This window comes from Streptomyces sp. MMG1121, from assembly GCF_001280015.1.
In the GTDB taxonomy this organism is placed as follows: Bacteria; Actinomycetota; Actinomycetes; order Streptomycetales; family Streptomycetaceae; genus Streptomyces.
Map to the genome: position 1 here is coordinate 73,460 of NZ_LGDV01000213.1, position 18,226 is coordinate 91,685.

An 18,226-nucleotide genomic window follows, 5' to 3' on the forward strand; every position below is an offset into this window, starting at 1 on the left:
CACCTGTCAAGGACACCGCCGAATGTACAGGTGGTGGAAACGGTTTTCATCGCGGATTCACCCGAGCGAGGTGAGTACGGCCAGAAGGCGGTCGATTTCGTCGACGGTGTTGTACACGTGCAGGCTGACCCGTACGGAACCGTCCTTCCTCTCGTCCGTGCCGGCCTGGCACAGGTTGTCCGCCCGGACCATGAAGCCGTGACTGAACAGGATGAAGCCGAGGTCGTCCGAGGGGATGTCACGGTGTCTGAAGGTGACGATGCCGTGGCGTCGTTGTCCGGCGGGGAGTGCGGAGCCGGCGGCCAGGCTGGATCCACACCCCAGGATCTCGTAGGGGGTAAGGCGGTGTAGCGCGTCGGTGAGCCGGGTGGTGAGGGCGGCCGTCCAGTGTGCGATCCGGTCCGTGCCGACCTCGTCCAGCCAGTCGAGCGCGGCCTCCAGCGAGGCGATGCCCACGGTGTTGGGGGTGCCCTGCCAGCCACCGGGCCGGAAGGCCGGGCCGCGTGTGTTGCGCGCCCAGACCGCCCCTGAGCCGGGCAGCGCCAGTGCCTTGTGCCCCGAGAAGACGACGAAGTCCGCGTCGAGCGAGGACGCGCCGACCCGGACCGGCAGATGGCCGACGCTCTGGGCTGCGTCCAGACAGATGGGTACGTCCGGGCCCACGGCGTCGCGGATGCGGTGCACGTTCATGTCGCCGCCGTACACGTGATGGACGTGCGTGACGGCCACGAAACGGGTGCGCGGGCCGATGACCCGGTCGAACGCCCGGTGGTCGTAGTCGCCCGAATCCCGCTGGTACGGAAGTGCTCGCACATGGACGCGGATCCCGCGGTCGGCCAGCAGCCGCTGGGCCTCCAGCCAGGGGTCCAGGTTCGCCCGGTGGTCGGCGAACGGGACGAGGATCTCGTCGCCGTCGGTGAGCCAGGTGGCCAGCCAGTCCCGGGCGACGGTGCGTAGTCCCTCTGTGGTGCCGCTGGTGAAGTGGACGGCCGATCGCTGGGGATCGGCGTCGCCCAGGAACTCCTTGACCCGCCGTCGGGTCCGTTCCACCAGGTCCGTCGTCCGGTTCGCCCATGGATAGGCGCCCCGCCCCGCGTTGGCGTTCGACGTCGTGAGATACGTCTGCACGGCCTCCAGTACGGCCCGCGGCTTCTGCGCGGTGGCCGCGCTGTCGAGGTAGGCGAGCTCGGGGTGGGCGGCGATGATGGGGAACTGCTCCCGCACCTCACGCTGCCAGTCGGCCGCCTCGTCCCGGTCCTGTCCGAAAACGGGGTGCAGAGCACTCACTCCCGCACCAGCGGAGCGCCCGCGTCCCGCCAGGCGACGATGCCGCCGGCCAGGCTGCGCACGTCGGGATGTCCCATCCGGGTCAGCAGCGCAGCGTACCGGGCGGACTTCTCACCGACCGGGCAGGACAGCAGCACCGGCCGCCGTTTGCTGAAGGGCAGTCCGCCGCGGACGAGTTCCTCGAAGATCTCGTCGACGATGTTGACCGATCCCTCGATGTGCAGCGCCGCGTAGGCGTGCGGGCCCCGCAGGTCCACGACGAGCGGGGGCGGCTCCCCGCCGGTGATCCATCGCCGGGCGTCGTCGGTGCCGATGGCCTTGCCCTCGGCACGTACGTCGGCTTCCGTCAGGGCGGTGACGGAAGGTCCGCGGCGAGGGCTGCCCAGGAGTTCGGGCCGTCGCTGCCGTACGTAGCTGAGATAGCTCTCGGCACGGTCGCAGACGACGAAGACCGCCGTCCGGCGCGGTTCAGACTCGGGCAACTCCTCGTCCACCGCCCGCAGATGACGTATTGCTCCCTGATAGGCGGCTCCCCCGGTCGGCCCCGACAGCAGACCGCAACGGCGGATGAGGGTCAGCATGCCGTCGATGGCCTCCTCGGAGGTGACCGATTCGATCGTGTCGTAGGTCGCCGGGTCGAACAGGCCGACCTGGCGCACCTCGTCGATGGTCCGGATCCCGGGGATGAAGTCCGACTTCTGGGCGACCAGGCCGAGGACCTGTACCTCCGGGTCGTGCTCGCGCAGCACCCTGGCCACGCCGGTCGACGAACCGGCCGTACCCACACAGGCGATGAACCAGTCCGGTGCCCGCCCGTCCAGGTCCTTGACGATCTCGGGGCCGGTGCCCGCCGCGTGGGCTTCCGTGTTGCGCGGGTTGAAATACTGGTCGGTGTGCACGTACTCGCTGCCCGGTTGCGAGAGCACCTGGTGGAAACGGGTCAGCGGATCGTCCGTGTCGGTGGGGTCGAGGCACTCGCTCTGGCCGGGCAGTTCCTCGATCTCGGCGCCGTCCAGGACCCGTGCCAGCGAGAGCCCGCACTGGTCGACGAGGGCCCGGCCCGGTTCGACGTACAGGTCGTAGAGGTGCTCCAGGAGCAGAGTGGCGGGCGGGCGGCCCAGGGCGGGCGCGGTCTGCGAGAGCAGCTCGTCCAGGTAGCCAGGGCCGGCGGTGGGGCGGTGGGCGGGGTAGAGGGCGGCGGCCCCGCGTACCGTGCCGCCTTCGTTGCGCAGCCCGTAGCCGTACCCGCGCCAGGTCAGGGGCGGGCGGATGCCGAGCACCGACTCGGTCAGCGCGGTGGTGTACCGCTCCCACTGACCGGCGTCGGCGACGTAGCCGACCCCGAAGCCCCCGCCGATGTCGATGACGCGTGGTGCCAGGCCCCGGGCGCGGCACTCGTCCATGACCGTCACACAGCGTTCCAGGGCGCGGACCTTCTCCGCCAGGGCCGTCGTGTCCAGGTGGTAGGCGACACCCGTCAACTCGACGGCGTCCCGGTGGCGTTCGACCGCGGACAGCAGCTCGCCCGCTTCTCCCACGGGTGTACCGAAGCGGCTGCGCCGCGACAGCACCCGCACTCCCGCGCCTGTCGAGTCCCCGGCCGCCTCGAACGCCGACAGGCGCAGCAGGACGTCGGTCCGGGGGAGGTCGTACTTCCGCACCATCCCGGCCAGTTGCTCCAGCTCGCCGCCCGAGTCGACGTTCACCGTCGCCCCGGTGCGGGCGGCCAGCAACAGGAACTCCGGGTCCTTCGGTCCGGTGGCCATGATGCGGTCCGGGGTGACGCCGGAGCCCAGGACATGCCGGAGTTCCCCCAGCGAGGCGACGTCGACGCCGACCCCGGCGGGATCCGCCGCGGCCAGCCGCCGCACCAGCGCGCTGGACCGGTTCGCCTTGTGCGCGTAGTACACCCGGCCGGCGAGACGGTGGTCGCGGAGGACAGCACGGAAGCGATCGGCGTTCTCGGCGATCCGCTCCGGCAGCAGCACGTTCAGCGGAGAGCCGAGGGCGTCGACGAGCGAGTGCAGGAACGGTGCGTCGTCCAGCAGCGCGGTGAGCGGCGGCTCCAGTCGTGGTCGCAGATACAAGGGCACACCCACGAAGGGCACCCTCCCTTCCCCCTCCTATCGGCCGACCTGGGCCCCCGTCGACCGTCCGCGCGTATTCATTTCCACCTACAACGGTCATTAAGCGCTGCTGTGCGGTCAGGTCACGGCCACGTCCTGGCCGACGGTTTCCCGGCTTGCGCCTTCTCACCCGGCGTCGTCGCGCGCTGCGGCCGTGCGGTCCCAGCGGTGTTCGACCTTGGCGATGCGCCAGTACGCCAGCGCGCATGCCCACACGAGGACGAAGAGGCCGACGATGACGAGACCGACGTTGTTGAGGTCGATGTTCGAGATACCGCTCGTCACGGGGTCGTGGAGGCCGAGCTGGTCGTGCAGGACCCCGACGAGTTCGATGGTGCCGATCAGGAAGGCGACGGCGATGGAGAGTCCGGTGACGGTGAGGTTGTAGTAGACCTTGCGCACCGGGTTGGAGAACGCCCAGTGATAGGCGAAGTTCATGAACGTGCCGTCGAGGGTGTCGAACAGGCTCATGCCGGCCGCGAACAGCAGGGGCAGGCAGACGATGGCGTACCAGGGCAGTCCGGCGGCGGCTCCCGAACCGGCCATGACCATGAGGGTGACCTCGGTGGCGGTGTCGAAGCCGATGCCGAACAACAGCCCCACGAGGTACATCTGGCCCGAGCGCGTGATGGATCCGGTGAGCCTGCCGAGGATGCGGTTCAGAAAACCGCGGCCGTCCAGGTGCTTCTCCAGCTCGTGTTCGTCGAACCGGCCGGCCCGCATGGCTTTGAAGACGCGCCAGATCCCGAACAGCGAGACCAGGTTGAGTGCGGCGATCAGGTAGAGGAAGCCTCCGGAGGCCAGGGTGCTCACCACGCCGAGATCCTGGCGGGTACTTGAGCTGTCGCTGGTGAGCGAGGTGGCCAGCCGCGCCCCGCCGGCGATTCCCGCGGCCAGGAGCACCACGACGGTGGAGTGGCCGAGGGCGAACCAGAAGCCGACCGAGACGGGGCGCTTGCCCTCGGCCATGAGCTTGCGGGTGGTGTTGTCGATGGCCGCGATGTGATCCGCGTCGAAGGCGTGCCGCATCCCCAGGGTGTACGCGGTGACGCCCAGTCCGAGGCCGAAGACCTGCGTTCCGACCTTGTAGTGGTGCGGCAGGACCAGCATCACGAGAATGCCGAACGCGGCGAGGTGCATGGCCGCGACGACAGCCAGGAGCCAGCCGGTGCGTATCCAGTCCCGCCGCTCCCAGCGTATGACCGGCGTCGCCGGTATGGCCCCGGGCAGGACCGCGGTGGCGGACGGGTTTTCGGGCAGGGGCATTTCGGGCCAGCCTCTCCAGCACCTCGTGGATGGGTCTCGTACGGTGCCGTGGCCGGTCTCCTGGCTTACGGGTGAAACGTCCGCGCGCCCGGCCTTCCCAGACACCCGCGTGCCCAGTGACCCCTCCCCGGCAAGCGGGGGGAATCGGCGCGAGGACTTCCCGATCACAGTGGCGAGGGCCGCTCCGGATTTTGAACCGGTCTTCCCGAGCACCACGGCGCCCTCACCCTAGGCTCCCGCCCTGGTCCGGTACAAGGCTGCACAGTTGCGCAGGTGTTGCGGAACGTTGCGCTTCACCGCCTGCGCCGGTGAAATGAGCCGCATGCATCTCGTGCCCGCCGAGCGTTCCCACCGCACGGCCATCGACGACCACACCGTCTGCGAAGCCATCGAGGGCATCGGTGACCCGGACCGCCTCACGGCCTGGGCCGACCGTTTCGCTCTGCTCGGCGAACCCCACCGGCTCGCCGTGCTGCTGGCTCTGCACCACGCCGGTCCCATCGCCGTCACCGACCTGGCCACCGCCACCGGCGTCAGTGACACCGGCGTGTCCCAGATCCTGCGCCTGCTGCGTGCCTCGGGAACCGTCAGCGCGCACAAGGACGGTCGTGTCGTGCGCTACCGGCTCACCGACCCGCAGGTGGCCGGTTTCCTCGACCAACTGCGCGGGAGTCCGGCCAGCGCTGTGTAGGTGAGGTGCCGGCGGGCGCTTCACGGACGGACCACCACGGCAAGGGCCTGGACGCGTCCGGCGTGTTCGAAGTGCAAGGTGAACGGCACCAGATCGCCGGGTTTCCACCGCCGGGTGACGGGTACGGTCACGTCGGTCGTGAGCGGCGACATGTCCAGCGTGGCGCCGGCCGGGACGGGCAGGGTGTCGGCGACCTCGCGGTAGGCCGAGGCGCCCTGGTTCATCCGGTGGCGGCTGAGGGAGATGCCGTCCTCGATGTCGGGCGAGGTCACCTTCTCCAGCCGGTCCGGTGCTCCTCCCGTGTTGGTGATCCCGAAGAACGCGGCGGTCTCGGGCACGCCCGCGTACGGCAGATAGAGCCGAGCGTGGGTGACCCCGATGCGCGGTGGGCTGCCCGCGTTTCCGGAGGCCGCCCACCCCGACAGGCCGCCCAGAGCCAGAACGCAGGCACTCACCGGGGCGATCGCGGCGATCAGCGCGTCGGCGAGGCGGCGGCGGGTCGGGATCCAGGGGTGCACGGTCATGGATGGCGGCTTCCGATCGGCGTCGAGGGGCGGGGGCGGGTGGGCGGCCGTCCCAGGGCAGGGCCGCCGGGCGTCATGGCGTGCTCCTGGCGGCCGGCCGCAGCGTGCGACCACGTACCGGTGACGGCTGCCAGGCGCGCAGCCGCAGGCTGTTGCCGACCACGAGCAGGGAGCTGACGGACATGGCCGCCGCCGCGAGCATCGGGTTGAGCAGGCCGACCATGGCGAGTGGCACGGTGAGGACGTTGTAGCCGAAGGCCCATACGAGGTTGGCGCGGATGGTGCCGAGCGCGCTGCGGGCGAGTCGTACCGCGTCCGCGAGGGTCTCGATGTCGCCCCGGACCAGCGTCACGTCGGCGGCGCCGATCGCCACGTCTGTTCCGCTGCCCATGGCGATGCCCAGGTCGGCGACCGCCAGGGCCGCGGCGTCGTTGACGCCGTCGCCGACCACGGCGACCCGGTGTCCCCGGCTCCGCAACGCGCGCACGAGGGCGGCCTTGTCCTCGGGCGTGCACCGGGCGTGCACGTCGTCGATACCCAGGTCGGTGGCGACGGCCCGGGCGGAGGCCGCACGGTCACCGGTGGCGAGAACGGGGCGCACACCCAGCCGGCGCAGCCGGTCCACGGCCCGGTAGCTTCCCGGTCGCAGGACGTCCCCGATCTCGATCAGGGCTTCCGCTCTCCCGTCCACCCGGACCATGACCACCGTGTGCGCGGCGGCCTCGGCGCCCGGCAGGGCGGCTGCGAGGGGCGCGGGCAACTCGCCGTCCGGGACCAGGACTTCGACCAGGTGCTCCCCGACCCGACCGCGCACGCCGCGCGCGGGCAGGGCGACGAAGTCGCGTACCGAGGGCAGTCGGTCTTCGGCCAGCAGTCGTACGGCGTGGGCCGCGACAGCCCGGCCCAGCGGGTGCTCCGAGCCCTGCTCCACGGCTCCCGCCAGCTTCAGCACCTGCCCGGCGCCGAGCCCGTCGGGCACGGCGGTGACCCGGGCGACGCTCATGTGGCCCGAGGTGAGGGTGCCGGTCTTGTCGAGCACCACGGCGTCGATGTGCCGCAATCCCTCCAGCGCCTGTGGGCCGCCTACGAGGACGCCCAACTGGGCACCCCGGCCGGTCGCGGCCATCAGCGCGGTCGGTGTCGCCAGTCCCAGGGCGCACGGGCAGGCGACCACGAGTACGGACACGCAGGCGGTGATCGCGACCTGCGGCTGCACACCGGCGCCGAGCCAGAATCCCAGCGTGGTGGCGGCCAGGGCCAGCACCACCGGGACGAAGACGCCGGCGACCGTGTCGGCCAGCCGCTGAGCGCGCGCCTTGCCGGCCTGGGCCTCGGTCACCAGCCGGGTGATGCGCGCCAGCTGGGTGTCGGCGCCGACCGCGGTGGCCCGCACGAGCAGCAGCCCACCGGCGTTGACGGCACCGCCGACGACCGCGGCGCCCGGGCCGACCTCGACCGGTTCGCCCTCCCCGGTGACCAGGGCGAGATCGACGGCGGAGCTGCCCTCGACCACGGTGCCGTCGGTGGCGACTCGCTCCCCGGGCCGGACGACGAAGACCTGCCCGACCAGCAACTGCTCTATGGGGACGAGCCTTTCCCCGTCGGCGTGGCGTACAGACACCTCTTTGGCGGCGATCCGGGCCAGCGAGCGCAGCGCCGCACCGGTTCCGCGGCGGGCTCGCGCTTCCAGGAACCGGCCTCCGAGCACGAACAGGGGTACCGCGACGGCCGCTTCGAGGTAGATGTGTGCGACGCCCTCCGAGGCGGAGGGCACGAGGCTGAACGGCATCCGCATACCGGGGTCGCCCGCACCGCCGAGGAACAGCGCGTACGCCGACCACGAGAACGACGCCGCCACGCCCAGCGACACCAGTGTGTCCATGGTCACCGCCGCGTGCCGCAACCCGCGCACCGCACGCAGATGGAACGGCCAGGCCCCCCATCCGGCCACGGGTGCGGCGAACACGAAGCAGAGCCACTGCCAGTTGCGGAACTGCAGGCCGGGGACCATCGACAGGACCAGGACGGGAACGGCGAGCAGGGCCGTGCCGACGAGCCGATCCCGCTCCCTCCTCGATTCCGCGGACTCGGCCTCGGGCTGGTCCTCGCCGCGCCGCGTACGGGGCGGGTCGGGCAACTCGGCCGTATAGCCGGCCTGTTCGACAACGGCGATCAGCTGGTCCGGGCCGATCTGCGGTGGATGGCTGATGCGAGCGCGGCCGGTGGCCAGGTTCACGCCGGCCGTGACGCCGTCCAGTTTGCCGAGCTTCCTCTCGACCCGTCCGACGCAGGCCGCGCAGGTCATTCCGCCGACCTGAAGGTCGGTGACGACCTCCTGCCGCGTCGGTTCGGCAGTCATCAGCCCCCGCTCCCGTGGATCATCTGCGCGCCGCCCATGTCACCCATGTCCGATCCGGCGCCGCGGCCACCTGTGCCGTCCTGGGGCGAACGGGTTGCGTGCATGCCGGGGGCCACGGGCCCGACGGACGCTCCGACGGCATGGGCGACGCCGAACATCACCACCAGCAACAGCAGGAACGCACAGAGGGCGGGCGGCGGAAGCGCCGTGCGCGAGGCTTCGGCCACGGTGCCGACGGCACGTGTCGGGATCTGGTCCATGTGTGGTTCTCCAGGTCGCGTCGTACGGCAACCGTCCTGTCGAGCCGTACCACTGCAGAGGTCGGACGCGTCGACGTCCGAGTTCCGCGGCAAGATCGTGGCAAGGGTCACACGGGCAGGACGGACATCACTTCCACGCCCTGGCCGGGCCTTCTCCTCCGGGGTGTCGTCAACCGATCCCTACAGTCCGCAGGAGGAGTCGGCTCTTGATGCAGGGAGTTCCCGTGGATTCCCGATGACCGTCAGCACACCTTCATCCGGTGGGGCGGCGTGTCTGACGTTGTCCGGCATCAGCCGTCCGACATGCGCGTCCGCCGCTCCGAACGGTTGCCTACGGTCTTGCGACCGGGCACCGCCCGGGAGCGCCGGACGCGCGCCGTCAGGCGGCGGCCGTCTCGGTCTCACGCACGAGGTCGGCCTCCAGCACCCCGGCCAGACTCAGCCGCGCACGCGCGACCCTGGAGCGCACGGTGCCGACCGGGCAGCTGCTCGCGGCCGCCGCTTCGGCGTAGGGCAGCCCGAGCAACTGGGTGAGGACGAACGCCTCGCGCCGGTCGGGCGGCAGGGCGTCGACGAGGTCCATGAGGACGACCCCTTCCTCGAATCCCGGCAGGCCGAGCGGCTGGCTGCGCTCCGCCGCGCTCTGCCAGTCACCGGTGTCCGAGAGCCGGGGCCGGGCGGACGCGTACCGCATGCTGTCCACCACCGCACGGCGGGCGATGGACAGCAGCCACGACCGGGCCGAGGAGCGCCCCTCGAACCGGTGCAGGCTGCCCAGGGCACGCAGGAAGGTGTCCTGGGTGAGGTCGTCGGCCGTCTGCGGGTCCCCGGCCAGGTGTGCCACGTAGCGGCGCACGTCGCACTGGAGGGCGCGGACGAACCGGTCGACCGCGTCGCTGTCGCCGCCCGCGGCGGCGAGGGCCCATGCGGTGACCGTCTCGTCGGTCACGGCGGGCAGGGCAGGGCTCATTACCCGTGGTCCTTTCACTGAATCCGTGCGACGGATCCGGCGGGCGGGCACGATGCCGCCGTCGGTCGCGCACGAGGGGGAGAGACCCGTCCGCGGACACGCGAACGGGACCCGCGCCGCGGGATGCCGCGGGGCGGGGAACCGGCTGTCAGAGGACAGCGATCTCCCTTGGCGGACCTCGGGTGGTGAGCGTGTGGACGAGGAGGAGGCGCCGTGGTCGGCGTACCCGACGACGCCGGGGGCGGCACAGTGGCCGGCGCGGGACCGGCAGCAGCACGGCGAGCACGAGCCGGAGCGGGACGAACGCCCGGTCCGCCAGGGCGCGCAGCAACCGGAACGCGGCGCGTTCGCCCTGGGCGAGCCACAGTCCGCACAGGACTGCGGCCAGGAGGTGGGCGAGGAGCATGCCCCATGAGGCCGTCCCCGTCATGCCGTCCATGTGATGCATGCCGGTCATGCCTGGCATGCTCGACATGCCAGGCATACCTGCCATGTCACCCGTGCCGGGCATCACATGGCCGGCATGACGCATGGTCCCGGTGCCCTGCGACGACGGGAGGCGCATGCTGTGCGTCAGTCCGGCACGCACGGCGAGGTCGTAGGCCCGGGCCGCGGCCCCTGGGTCGGGATCGGCCCCGCACAGCAGATAGGAGGCCCACTGCCGGATCGCGGCCCCGTCGTCCGGTGCGGCCATGGCCGGCTGGCGGCCCGTCTGCGCGAGCGTGAAGCAGATGTGCAGGCAGGTCTGCACGGCGACCGTCAGGGCGACCACGGCGGACCGGCCGCGCTCGGCGCCGCCCAACGCCCAGGCGAGGCCCCCCACTGCCGTCGTACAGCCGAGCAGGACCCACCAGGAGATCGGGGAGCCCGACATCAGGACGTGGCCGATGGCCGCGAGCACGACACAGACGGCCGCGAACACCGCGGCCCGCAGCACGCGGAACACCCCACCCACAGACATGACGCCCCATTTTGACATCCGGTGACCGGGCGCTGGCGACCGGGATACGCATCAGGCAGCATCCGCGCTCGGGCGCGTGCGCACCAGACCGCCCACCGTGCCGGGAACCCGGCGGGGTCCCCGTACGACTCCTGATGCGGGGGCGCCAGCGTCTCGGGAGTGGCCGGACTCGGTCAGTGCTCCATGACGGCCCCGGCCGTCCGGCCCTCCTGCTCCGGAGTGCCGGCGCTCGCCTCTCCGCTCTGCTGTCCGTCAGCGAGGGGCTGGGCGTGATACGTGATGCGAACGACACCATCGGCGTGGCGGTCGGTGCTCGCCCGGACGCCGAAGACGTCTCGGAGCACGGCGGGCGTCAGCACGTCCAGGACGGGTCCGGCGGCGACGGCCTTGCCACCGTGCAGGACGACGAGCCGGTCGCACAGCCGGGCCGCGAGATCGAGGTCGTGCAGCACGGCGAGCGTGGTGATGCCGGTGGCCCGGATGAGGTCGAGCAGCTCGAAGCGGGCTCGGATGTCGAGGTGGTTGGTGAGCTCGTCGAGGACGAGCAGTCGGGGCCGCTGGGCGAGGGCGCGCGCCAGCAGGACGCGCTGGCGTTCGCCGCCGGAGAGCGAGGAGTGGTCCCGGTCGGCGAACGGTCCGACCCCGCAGCGGTCGATCGCCTCGTCCACGGCACGGCGGTCCTCCTCGCCGTCCCGGCCGAGCAGGCCGTGGTGCGGGGTGCGGCCCAGCGCGACGATCTCGGTGACCGACAGACCGCCGGTGCCCCCGCCGTCCTGCAGGACGGCAGCGGTACGGCGGGCCGCGGTGCGCGCCGACAGCGCCCATACGTCGTCCCCGCCGACCCGGACGACGCCGGCGGCGGGGCGCAGGGAGCGGTAGACCGCGCGCAACAGTGTCGATTTGCCGCTGCCGTTGGGTCCCACGAGTCCGACGACGTCGCCGGAGGAGACCTCCAGACGTACGTCACGCAGGATCGGGACCCGGTCCAGGGTGATGCGGAGCTGTTCCACGGTGAGTTTCATGCGGTGTTCGGTTTCATCCGGAGTCCATGCCCTTGTCGCGACGCAGCAGCCACAGGAAGAAAGGGGCGCCGACAAGCGCCGTGAGGATGCCCAGCGGAAGTTCGTTGGGGCGGTTGACGGTACGGGAGAGCAGGTCGACGAGGACCAGGTAGACGGCGCCGAGGAGCGCGGTCAGGGGCAGCAGTCTGCGGTGGTCGGCGCCGAGCGTGAGGCGGACCAGATGCGGGATCATCAGGCCGACGAAGCCGATGCCGCCCGCGACCGCGATCACGGTTCCGGTGAGCAGCGCGCTGATGACCAGCAGGAGCGCGCGCAGCCTGTTGACGTCGACGCCGAGCGCGGTCGCGGACTCGTCCCCGGCGAGGAGCGCGTTCAGCCGCCGGCCGAACAGGGAGAGCAGCGCGGTGCCGGCGAGCACGACGGCGGCCACCGTGGGCAGTTGGCTCCACTGGGCGCCGGCCACGCTGCCCAGCATCCAGAACATCACGGTCCGCAGTTCGGTGGGCGTCGCCTCCAGCTGGACGAAGCTGGTCGCCGACAGCAGCACGTAGCCGACGGCGACGCCGGCCAGGACCAGCCGCGTCGGGGCGAGCCGGCCCCTGCGCCGCCCCAGGGCGAAGACGAGGGCGCCGGCCGCCAGCGCGCCGACGAACGCCGCACCGGACACCCCGATGCCGCCGAGCGCGGCCCCGCCCAGGGTGATGACCAGGACGGCCCCGAGGGAGGCGCCGTAGGAGAAACCGAGGACCGTGGGATCGGCCAGCGGGTTCGAGACGAGCGTCTGGAGCACCGCGCCTGCCACGGCCAGTCCCGCACCGACCAGCGCGGCCAGAACGACCCGCGGCGTGCGGAAGTTCCAGACGATCTGGTCGGTCGCCATGTCACTCGTCGTGCCCTGTCCGCAGACGTGGTGCACGACGATGCCCCACACGTCGCCGACAGGGATGTTCACCGCGCCGATGCTGATCGCCACCACCATGACGGCGATCAGCAGGGCGAGCAGGCCGACGAACGCGGCGGCCGGCCGGAGGCGGCTCAGAACGCGTCCGGGTGCAGCATCTTGGCGATGTTCTCCACGGCCAGGTCGTTGCTCGGGCCGAGGTACATCGAGTCGGACAGCACCACGTACTTGTTGTTCTTGGCGGCGGGCCACTGGGGGAACTCCTTGAGCAGCTTCTTGGCGTACGCCGTCGGGTTCGGGTCGTTGTAGCCGATCACGACGAGGGCGTCGACGTCGGTGGCGGCCACCTTCTCCTTGCTCAGGTCGGCGAAGGACGTCCTGGACGCCGACGCGAAGGCGTTGGTGCCGCCGGCCTTGGCGAGGATGTCGTTGTAGATGCCCTTGGCGACGACCGAACTGAAGTCGTTGCCGCCCATGGCCATGTTGGAGAAGAGCACCATCACCTTGGGCTGCCTCTCGCCCTTGACCTTGTCCGAGACCGCGGCGATGTGCTGTTGCGAGGCGGCGATCAGCTTCTCGGCGCGGTCCCCGACGTGGAAGATCCTGCCCATGTCGCGCACCAGTCGGTAGCTGTCGGCGATGGTCATGCGGGAGGTGTTCTGGTCGCAGCCCTGCGGGGAGACGTAGGTGTGGGCGCCGGCCTGCCGCAGCTGGTCGCGGGAGGCGAAGCCGTTCTTCTCGTCGAAGCCGTAGGAGGTGGTGGACAGCACCAGGTCGGGGCGCAGACCGAGCATGGCCTCGCGCGGGATGTCGTAGGCGTCGTTGACCTTGACATCGCCGGTGGGCAGCTTCTTGATGGCGTCGGCCCGGCCCGGGACCTCGGACATCCCGTACTTCTGCTGGTTGGCGACGATCCTGTCGCCGAGGCCGAGGGCGAGCAGGGTGGAGACCTCCGCGACCGAGGCGCCGTTCATCACGACCACCCTGCTCGGCGCTTTGGTGAACTTCTCGCTCACTCCGCAGTTGTCGAGGGTGACGGGGTAGCCGGTCCGCGCGGTCGTGGACGCCTTGCCGGACTTCTCGCCGGCGGTGTCGGCCGACGAGCCGGCGCATGCCGCCGTGATCAGACAGAGGGATGCGACCAGGGCGACGGCGAACCGCCGTTGCTTCGGCATGCTGGCTCCTTGTGGTGCGGAGTCGTGGTGGGACGTGGGGTTCTGTTGCAGTAGTCGGGCGGACGTCGGGGCTGGTTCCCGGCGATCCGCCACTAGTGCGCGGACCGGGCGGGCCGGGGTCGCGCGTCGGCCGGGGCGGGCAGCGCGCCGGAGGCGACGCAGTGGTCGAGGTAGCGGAAGAACAGGGCGCGGTCGACCGGTGGGCGGTGGACACCGCTGCCGTGCAGACCGGCCGACACGTTGTCCGCGCGAACCGCTCCCAGGCTCAGGTCAGTGGCCGCGTCGGTACGCGGTGTCGTGGAGTCGAAGAAGGCCAGCAGGGTCGCGGCGTCCGGCGAGGAGGGCGACAGGCGGGCGCGCCACTCGGGCAGCGGCAGTACCTGGACGGCGTAGCCGTATTCCGTCAGCCATTCGTGGACGTCGGCCAGCCGGACCGGAGCGTCGGCTGCGTGGTTGAACACCGTTGCGTTCGCCGGGTGTTGGGCGAGGCTCAGCTGGACGACGGCGGCGGCCGCCTGGTCGACCGGGGTCCAGATCTCCGACTCGAACAGATCGGGAAGCAATCCCGTCGGCACACCGGCCCTGATGACGCTCCACAGGAAGTCCCGCTCGTTGACGTATCCGGTGGCGGCAGGGCCGACGATCCGGCCGAGCCGGTGCACGGTCACCGGGAAGCCGCGTTCGGCGGCCTGCTCCAGGAGTCGCTCCGAGGCCCATTTGGACTGCTGGTAGCCGTAGCGCAGTCCGGGGTGCGGTGGTAGGAAGTCCTCCGGTACGTCCGGGGCGAGCGAGCGCGGTGGCGCCACCGACAGGGTGGAGACGAAGTGGAGCGGGATCGCGCGCGGCGCGGCCATCCGCAGCAGCTGCCGGGTCGACTCGGTGTTGGTGCCACGCAGGGTGGCGTACTCACGCATGATGCTGACCGTCGCCCCGTTGTGGAAGATGGCGTCGCAGGTGGCGGCGAGGTCGGCGAACGGGGCCTCGTCGAGGTCGAGTCGGGGCAGCGAGAGGTCGGCGGGCAGGGCGGTGATCCGGTCGAGTGCGGTGGCGGACGGCAGGACTCCGTGCGCGCGCAGGGCGGTGTGGACGCGGTCGGTCGCCTCGGCCGCGTCCCGGGCCCGGACGGTGCAGACGAGGTCGGCGCCGGTGCGGTCCAGGAGGCGGGCGAGCAGGTGCGCGCCGACGAATCCGGTGGCGCCGGTCAGCAGGATCCGGTCCGGCTCGCGGGGCGGCCGGGTGCCGTCGCCCGCCAGCAGGTCCGGGTCGAGAACCGCGTCGGCGAGCAGCGTCGCGGGCAACTGTGGTCCGGGGGCTGTCGGCTGCTCCGCCCGCTCGGGTTCCCGTCCCAGGAACAGGGCCAGATCGGCAGGCGTGGAGTACTGGAAGAGCCAGGCGACCTTGATGTCCCGGCCGAGTTCCACACCCAGGCGGTTGGCGGCCTGGATGGCCTGGAGAGAGTGCGCGCCGAGGTCGAACACGTCGTCCTGCGGGCCCACTTCGGCGCCCCCGAGCACCTGCGCCCAGACGGCGGTGACGATGCGTTCCAGTGGCAGGCCGGACCTCTCGGTGACGTCGGACCGGTCCGTCGCGCCGGCGGCCAGAGAGGCGCGGTCCGTCTTTCCGGAGGAGGTACGGGGTAGACGGTCGCGGAACTCGATGGCGGACGGGATCATGGCTGCGGGCAGCCGCGCCCTCAGGTGGTCGCGGACGGCGGCGGCCGTCGGGGTCTTGGTGCCGGGGACGAGGTGGGCCACCAGTCGGCGCGTGCCGTCCCGGAGCACACGGCCCACGACGGCCGCGTCCCGCACGTCCGGGTGGGCCAGCAGCGCGTTCTCCACCTCGGCCGGGTGCACCCGGTGTCCGCTGATCTTGAACTCGTCGTCGGTCCTTCCCCGGAAGCGCAACTGTCCGTCGGACCCGATGTCAACGAGGTCGCCGGTGCGATAGGCACGGGGCGCACCGGACAGCACGGGCAGGGGCGCGAACCTGGCCGCGTCAGCCGCGGACGCGCCCCGGTAGCCGTCGGCCAGGTTGCCGCCCAGCAGATACAGCTCGCCGTCGACGACGGCCGCCCGGGTTCCGGGCAGCGGCAGTCCGATCGGGACGTCACCGGGGGCGAGGGCGGGATCGTGGAGGTCGGCGACGGTGGCCACGACCGTCGCCTCGGTCGGCCCGTAGGTGTTGAAGAGGCGGACCGAGGTGCCGACGGCCTTGCGCCACCGCTCGGCGCGGTCCGCAAGGGCCGCCTCGCCGCCGATGACGACGGTCCGCACGGTGGCGGGCAGGGTGGCCGCGCCGCTGGAGACCGCGTAGGCGATCTCGTGCCAGTAGGCCGTGGGCAGGTCCAGGAAGCTCACCCGCAGGCGCTCGCACTCCCCGAGGAATCCCGCGATCGAGTCGGTCATGCCGTCGGGACGGATCACGAGGGTGGCGCCCGTGCACAGGGTCAGGAACATCTCCTCGATGCTCGCGTCGAAGTGCAGGGGCGCGAACTGCAGGACCCGGTCCGCACGGCGCGGCCCGTAGCGGTGGCCGGCACCGGCGACGAAGCGGGCCAGCGCCCGGTGCCCGGTCTCCACGCCTTTGGGCCGTCCGGTGGAGCCGGAGGTGTGGATGACATGCGCGAGGTCGTCCAGGCGGGGGGCGGGGGGCAGGGGGGTCGCGGGCGCACGGCCGGCGACGTCGAGGCGCAGGACGGGGTGGGCGGCGAAGCGGGCGGCGTCCGCCTCACCGGTGGTGAGGACGAGTGCGGGTCGGGCGGAGTCGAGCAGTTCGGTGCTGCGGCTCGTGGGCGCCGCGGGATCGAGCGGGCAGTACACCGCTCCCGACAGCAGGACACCGAGCAGAGCCGTGACGGCGTCGATGCCGCGGGGCAGGGCCACCGCGACCAGGTCGCCCTTGCCGACGCCGCGGTCCGCCAACCGGCGGGCGACCTCGCGTGCCGCACCGAACAGTCCTGCGTACGTGAGGTGTCGGCCGTCGTGTTCGACGGCGGTCGACCCGCCGCGCCGGGCCGCGTGGCCGGCGATCAGCGCGAGCACCGGGCGCTCCGGCCCGGGCAGCGGCCCGCCGTCCAGGAGCACAGGAGCCACGGCGGTCGCGCCGTGCGGGGTCAGGGCGCCCAGGGGCCGGTCGGGGGCGGTCACGGCCGCGTTCAGCAGCGCGAACAGGCGTTGCTGATGCTCGGTCACGTCTGCGGCGTCGTAGAGATCCGGGTTGGCGTCGACGGCGAAGCGCAGTCCCCCGCCCTCGGACCGGTCGTAGACGTTGAAGGCGAGATCGTCGACCGGGCCGGCGGAGACGTTGTGGACGGTACTGCGGTGGCCTGCGAAGTGCAGGTCGTAGGCGAACGGCATGATGTTGACGCCGGGTCCGGACAGCCTGCGCTGTCCGCCGACCAGTTTGAGGTCGCGGCGCAGTTGTTCGTACCGGTAGCGCTGGTGGGGCAGTGCGGCGCGCAGTTCCGCCGAGACGCGGACGGCCAGGTCGCGCAGCGTGTCGGTGGCCGAGACCGGAACGCGCAGCGGCAGGATGTTGCGGACCGTGCAGGGCACGCGGAGCGAGACGGAGCCGAGACGGCCCATCGCCGGGACGCTGAGGACGATCTCCGGGGCTCCGGTGACGCGGTGCAGATGGGCCGCCGTGACGGCGAGCACGATCTCGGACCAGGTCACCGACAGGTCGCGGGCGACGGCCCGCAGCGCCCGGGTGCGCTCGGGGTCCAGGTCGGCCTCGCGCCGGTGGAAGGTACGGGCGGGCAGCGCCGTGCGGCCGGCCGGGCTGGCCACCTCGGGCCGGTCCGCGCAGCGCTCGGTCCAGTAGGCGCGGTCCCGGGCGTATCGTTCGGAGGCACGGTAGGTGCTCTCCTCTTCGAACACCGAGGCCGGCGTGCCGAAACCGCTGTCGCCTACGGCTTCACCGGCCATGAGCGACGTGTAGACCTGGGCGACCCGCCGGGCCACCAGGGAAAGGCCGAAGCCGTCGAGGGCTATGTGGTGCACCCGGTGGTACCAGAGGAAGCGGTCGTCCGCGAGACGCAGCAGGGCGTGCCCGAAGACGGGGCCCCTCGTGAGGTCGACCGGCCGCTCCATGTCCTGGGCGATCCAGGCCAGTGCGGAGCCGTGCGGGTCGGGCTCGGCGGTGAGATCGGCGTGGTACAGCCGCCAGTCGGCGGTGGCAGGCGCGTGCACCTCCTGCACGCGGCCCTGCTCGTCGGCGGTGAATGCCGTGTTGAGCGCCTCGGTCTCGGCGACGACGTGGTGCAGCGCGGTGTCGAAGACGCCCGTGTCCACGGGACCGTCGATGAGGACGTACTCGGCGGTGTTGTAGGCAGGGCTGCCCCGGTCCAGTTGCTGACCGGTCCAGATGCCCTCCTGGGCGGCCAGCAGCGGGCGGCCTGGTCCGGCGGCCCGGTCAGTTGTCGGCACGGACCGCCCCCGTCCGCTCGGCGAGCAGGTGCCACCAGTCGGCGAACGTGGCGCGTTCCGCGAGTTCGACGAAGGTCACGTCCACGCCCGTCTCCCGCCAGCGTTCGATCAGGGTCACGATGCGCAGCGAGTCCATGCCCGCGTCCAGCGCGCCGTTGTCCAGGTCGACTTCGTCGGGGTGCTGGTGGAGGCATTCCGCCAGGTCGGCGCGGAACGTCGCCAGGGTGAGGGGAGAAGCCATGGGTGTCGGTCTCTTT

At 71.8% G+C, this 18,226-nt stretch carries 13 protein-coding genes, 2 pseudogenes and 1 riboswitch; of the genes and pseudogenes, 1 reads left to right on the forward strand and 14 read right to left on the reverse strand.

Annotated elements, in window-relative coordinates; translation table 11 throughout:
* Positions 1-57: 57 nt before the first annotated feature.
* The 4 genes and pseudogenes from ADK64_RS29995 to ADK64_RS30005 all read right to left on the reverse strand — a co-directional run bounded on the left by ADK64_RS29995 (position 58) and on the right by ADK64_RS30005 (position 4,679).
* Positions 58-1,287 (reverse strand): aminotransferase class V-fold PLP-dependent enzyme, encoded by a 1,230-nt coding sequence (locus ADK64_RS29995; protein ID WP_053664012.1) that lies wholly within the window; start codon positions 1,285-1,287, stop codon positions 58-60.
* Positions 1,284-2,306: pseudogene (locus ADK64_RS49175) on the reverse strand (pyridoxal-phosphate dependent enzyme); the annotation flags it as partial. The pseudogene ADK64_RS49175 and the gene ADK64_RS29995, both read right to left, overlap by 4 nt.
* A 321-nt stretch (positions 2,307-2,627) precedes the next feature.
* Positions 2,628-3,395 (reverse strand): annotated as a pseudogene (locus tag ADK64_RS49180) (alanine racemase); the annotation flags it as partial.
* Positions 3,396-3,539: 144 nt separating this feature from the next.
* Positions 3,540-4,679 (reverse strand): HoxN/HupN/NixA family nickel/cobalt transporter, encoded by a 1,140-nt coding sequence (locus ADK64_RS30005; RefSeq protein ID WP_053664014.1) that lies wholly within the window; start codon positions 4,677-4,679, stop codon positions 3,540-3,542.
* A 32-nt stretch (positions 4,680-4,711) separates the two neighbouring features.
* Positions 4,712-4,911, reverse strand: a riboswitch (cobalamin riboswitch).
* 90 nt (positions 4,912-5,001) lie between these two features.
* Between ADK64_RS30005 and ADK64_RS30010 the strand changes: the two genes are divergently transcribed.
* The gene (locus tag ADK64_RS30010; protein WP_053664016.1) at positions 5,002-5,370 is read left to right on the forward strand and encodes an ArsR/SmtB family transcription factor; all 369 of its coding nucleotides are present in this window, start codon (positions 5,002-5,004) and stop codon (positions 5,368-5,370) included.
* 20 nt (positions 5,371-5,390) lie between these two features.
* On the opposite strand, the gene ADK64_RS30015 is transcribed toward ADK64_RS30010, so the two are convergent.
* From ADK64_RS30015 to ADK64_RS30060, 10 genes are all read right to left on the reverse strand, one after another.
* Positions 5,391-5,894 (reverse strand): copper chaperone PCu(A)C, encoded by a 504-nt coding sequence (locus ADK64_RS30015; RefSeq protein ID WP_053664018.1) that lies wholly within the window; start codon positions 5,892-5,894, stop codon positions 5,391-5,393.
* Positions 5,895-5,967: 73 nt separating this feature from the next.
* Positions 5,968-8,253, reverse strand: coding sequence for a heavy metal translocating P-type ATPase (locus ADK64_RS30020; protein ID WP_053664019.1), 2,286 nt, complete (start codon positions 8,251-8,253; stop codon positions 5,968-5,970).
* Positions 8,253-8,513, reverse strand: coding sequence for a hypothetical protein (locus ADK64_RS30025; protein ID WP_053664021.1), 261 nt, complete (start codon positions 8,511-8,513; stop codon positions 8,253-8,255). Before ADK64_RS30025 ends, ADK64_RS30020 begins: the two co-directional genes overlap by 1 nt.
* A gap of 379 nt (positions 8,514-8,892) precedes the next feature.
* The gene (locus tag ADK64_RS30030) at positions 8,893-9,483 is read right to left on the reverse strand and encodes a sigma-70 family RNA polymerase sigma factor (protein WP_053664023.1); all 591 of its coding nucleotides are present in this window, start codon (positions 9,481-9,483) and stop codon (positions 8,893-8,895) included.
* A 148-nt stretch (positions 9,484-9,631) separates the two neighbouring features.
* The gene (locus ADK64_RS30035) at positions 9,632-10,444 is read right to left on the reverse strand and encodes a hypothetical protein (protein ID WP_053664025.1); all 813 of its coding nucleotides are present in this window, start codon (positions 10,442-10,444) and stop codon (positions 9,632-9,634) included.
* A 173-nt stretch (positions 10,445-10,617) separates the two neighbouring features.
* Positions 10,618-11,466 carry an ABC transporter ATP-binding protein gene (locus ADK64_RS30040; protein ID WP_053664027.1) on the reverse strand — a complete coding sequence of 283 codons (849 nt, stop codon included), beginning with the start codon at positions 11,464-11,466 and terminating at the stop codon, positions 10,618-10,620.
* A gap of 13 nt (positions 11,467-11,479) precedes the next feature.
* Positions 11,480-12,445 carry a FecCD family ABC transporter permease gene (locus ADK64_RS30045; protein WP_053664029.1) on the reverse strand — a complete coding sequence of 322 codons (966 nt, stop codon included), beginning with the start codon at positions 12,443-12,445 and terminating at the stop codon, positions 11,480-11,482.
* A 56-nt stretch (positions 12,446-12,501) separates the two neighbouring features.
* On the reverse strand, positions 12,502-13,542 hold the full coding sequence (locus ADK64_RS30050; protein ID WP_053664031.1) for an ABC transporter substrate-binding protein: 1,041 nt from the start codon (positions 13,540-13,542) through the stop codon (positions 12,502-12,504).
* 92 nt (positions 13,543-13,634) lie between these two features.
* Entirely contained in the window at positions 13,635-17,969 is a 4,335-nt protein-coding gene (locus tag ADK64_RS30055; protein WP_053664033.1) for a non-ribosomal peptide synthetase, read from the reverse strand.
* Positions 17,956-18,210 carry a phosphopantetheine-binding protein gene (locus ADK64_RS30060; protein WP_053664035.1) on the reverse strand — a complete coding sequence of 85 codons (255 nt, stop codon included), beginning with the start codon at positions 18,208-18,210 and terminating at the stop codon, positions 17,956-17,958. The genes ADK64_RS30055 and ADK64_RS30060 overlap by 14 nt, the downstream gene beginning before the upstream one ends.
* Positions 18,211-18,226: the final 16 nt, after the last annotated feature.

Bases quoted from the DNA above. Each gene is read 5' to 3' on its own strand.
- ADK64_RS30005 (WP_053664014.1), bottom strand. From the start codon at position 4,679: ATGCCCCTGCCCGAAAACCCGTCCGCCACCGCGGTCCTGCCCGGGGCC.
- ADK64_RS30010 (WP_053664016.1), top strand. From the start codon at position 5,002: ATGCATCTCGTGCCCGCCGAGCGTTCCCACCGCACGGCCATCGACGAC.
- ADK64_RS30015 (WP_053664018.1), bottom strand. From the start codon at position 5,894: ATGACCGTGCACCCCTGGATCCCGACCCGCCGCCGCCTCGCCGACGCG.
- ADK64_RS30020 (WP_053664019.1), bottom strand. From the start codon at position 8,253: ATGACTGCCGAACCGACGCGGCAGGAGGTCGTCACCGACCTTCAGGTC.
- ADK64_RS30025 (WP_053664021.1), bottom strand. From the start codon at position 8,513: ATGGACCAGATCCCGACACGTGCCGTCGGCACCGTGGCCGAAGCCTCG.
- ADK64_RS30030 (WP_053664023.1), bottom strand. From the start codon at position 9,483: ATGAGCCCTGCCCTGCCCGCCGTGACCGACGAGACGGTCACCGCATGG.
- ADK64_RS30035 (WP_053664025.1), bottom strand. From the start codon at position 10,444: ATGTCTGTGGGTGGGGTGTTCCGCGTGCTGCGGGCCGCGGTGTTCGCG.
- ADK64_RS30040 (WP_053664027.1), bottom strand. From the start codon at position 11,466: ATGAAACTCACCGTGGAACAGCTCCGCATCACCCTGGACCGGGTCCCG.
- ADK64_RS30045 (WP_053664029.1), bottom strand. From the start codon at position 12,445: ATGGTGGTGGCGATCAGCATCGGCGCGGTGAACATCCCTGTCGGCGAC.
- ADK64_RS30050 (WP_053664031.1), bottom strand. From the start codon at position 13,542: ATGCCGAAGCAACGGCGGTTCGCCGTCGCCCTGGTCGCATCCCTCTGT.
- ADK64_RS30060 (WP_053664035.1), bottom strand. From the start codon at position 18,210: ATGGCTTCTCCCCTCACCCTGGCGACGTTCCGCGCCGACCTGGCGGAA.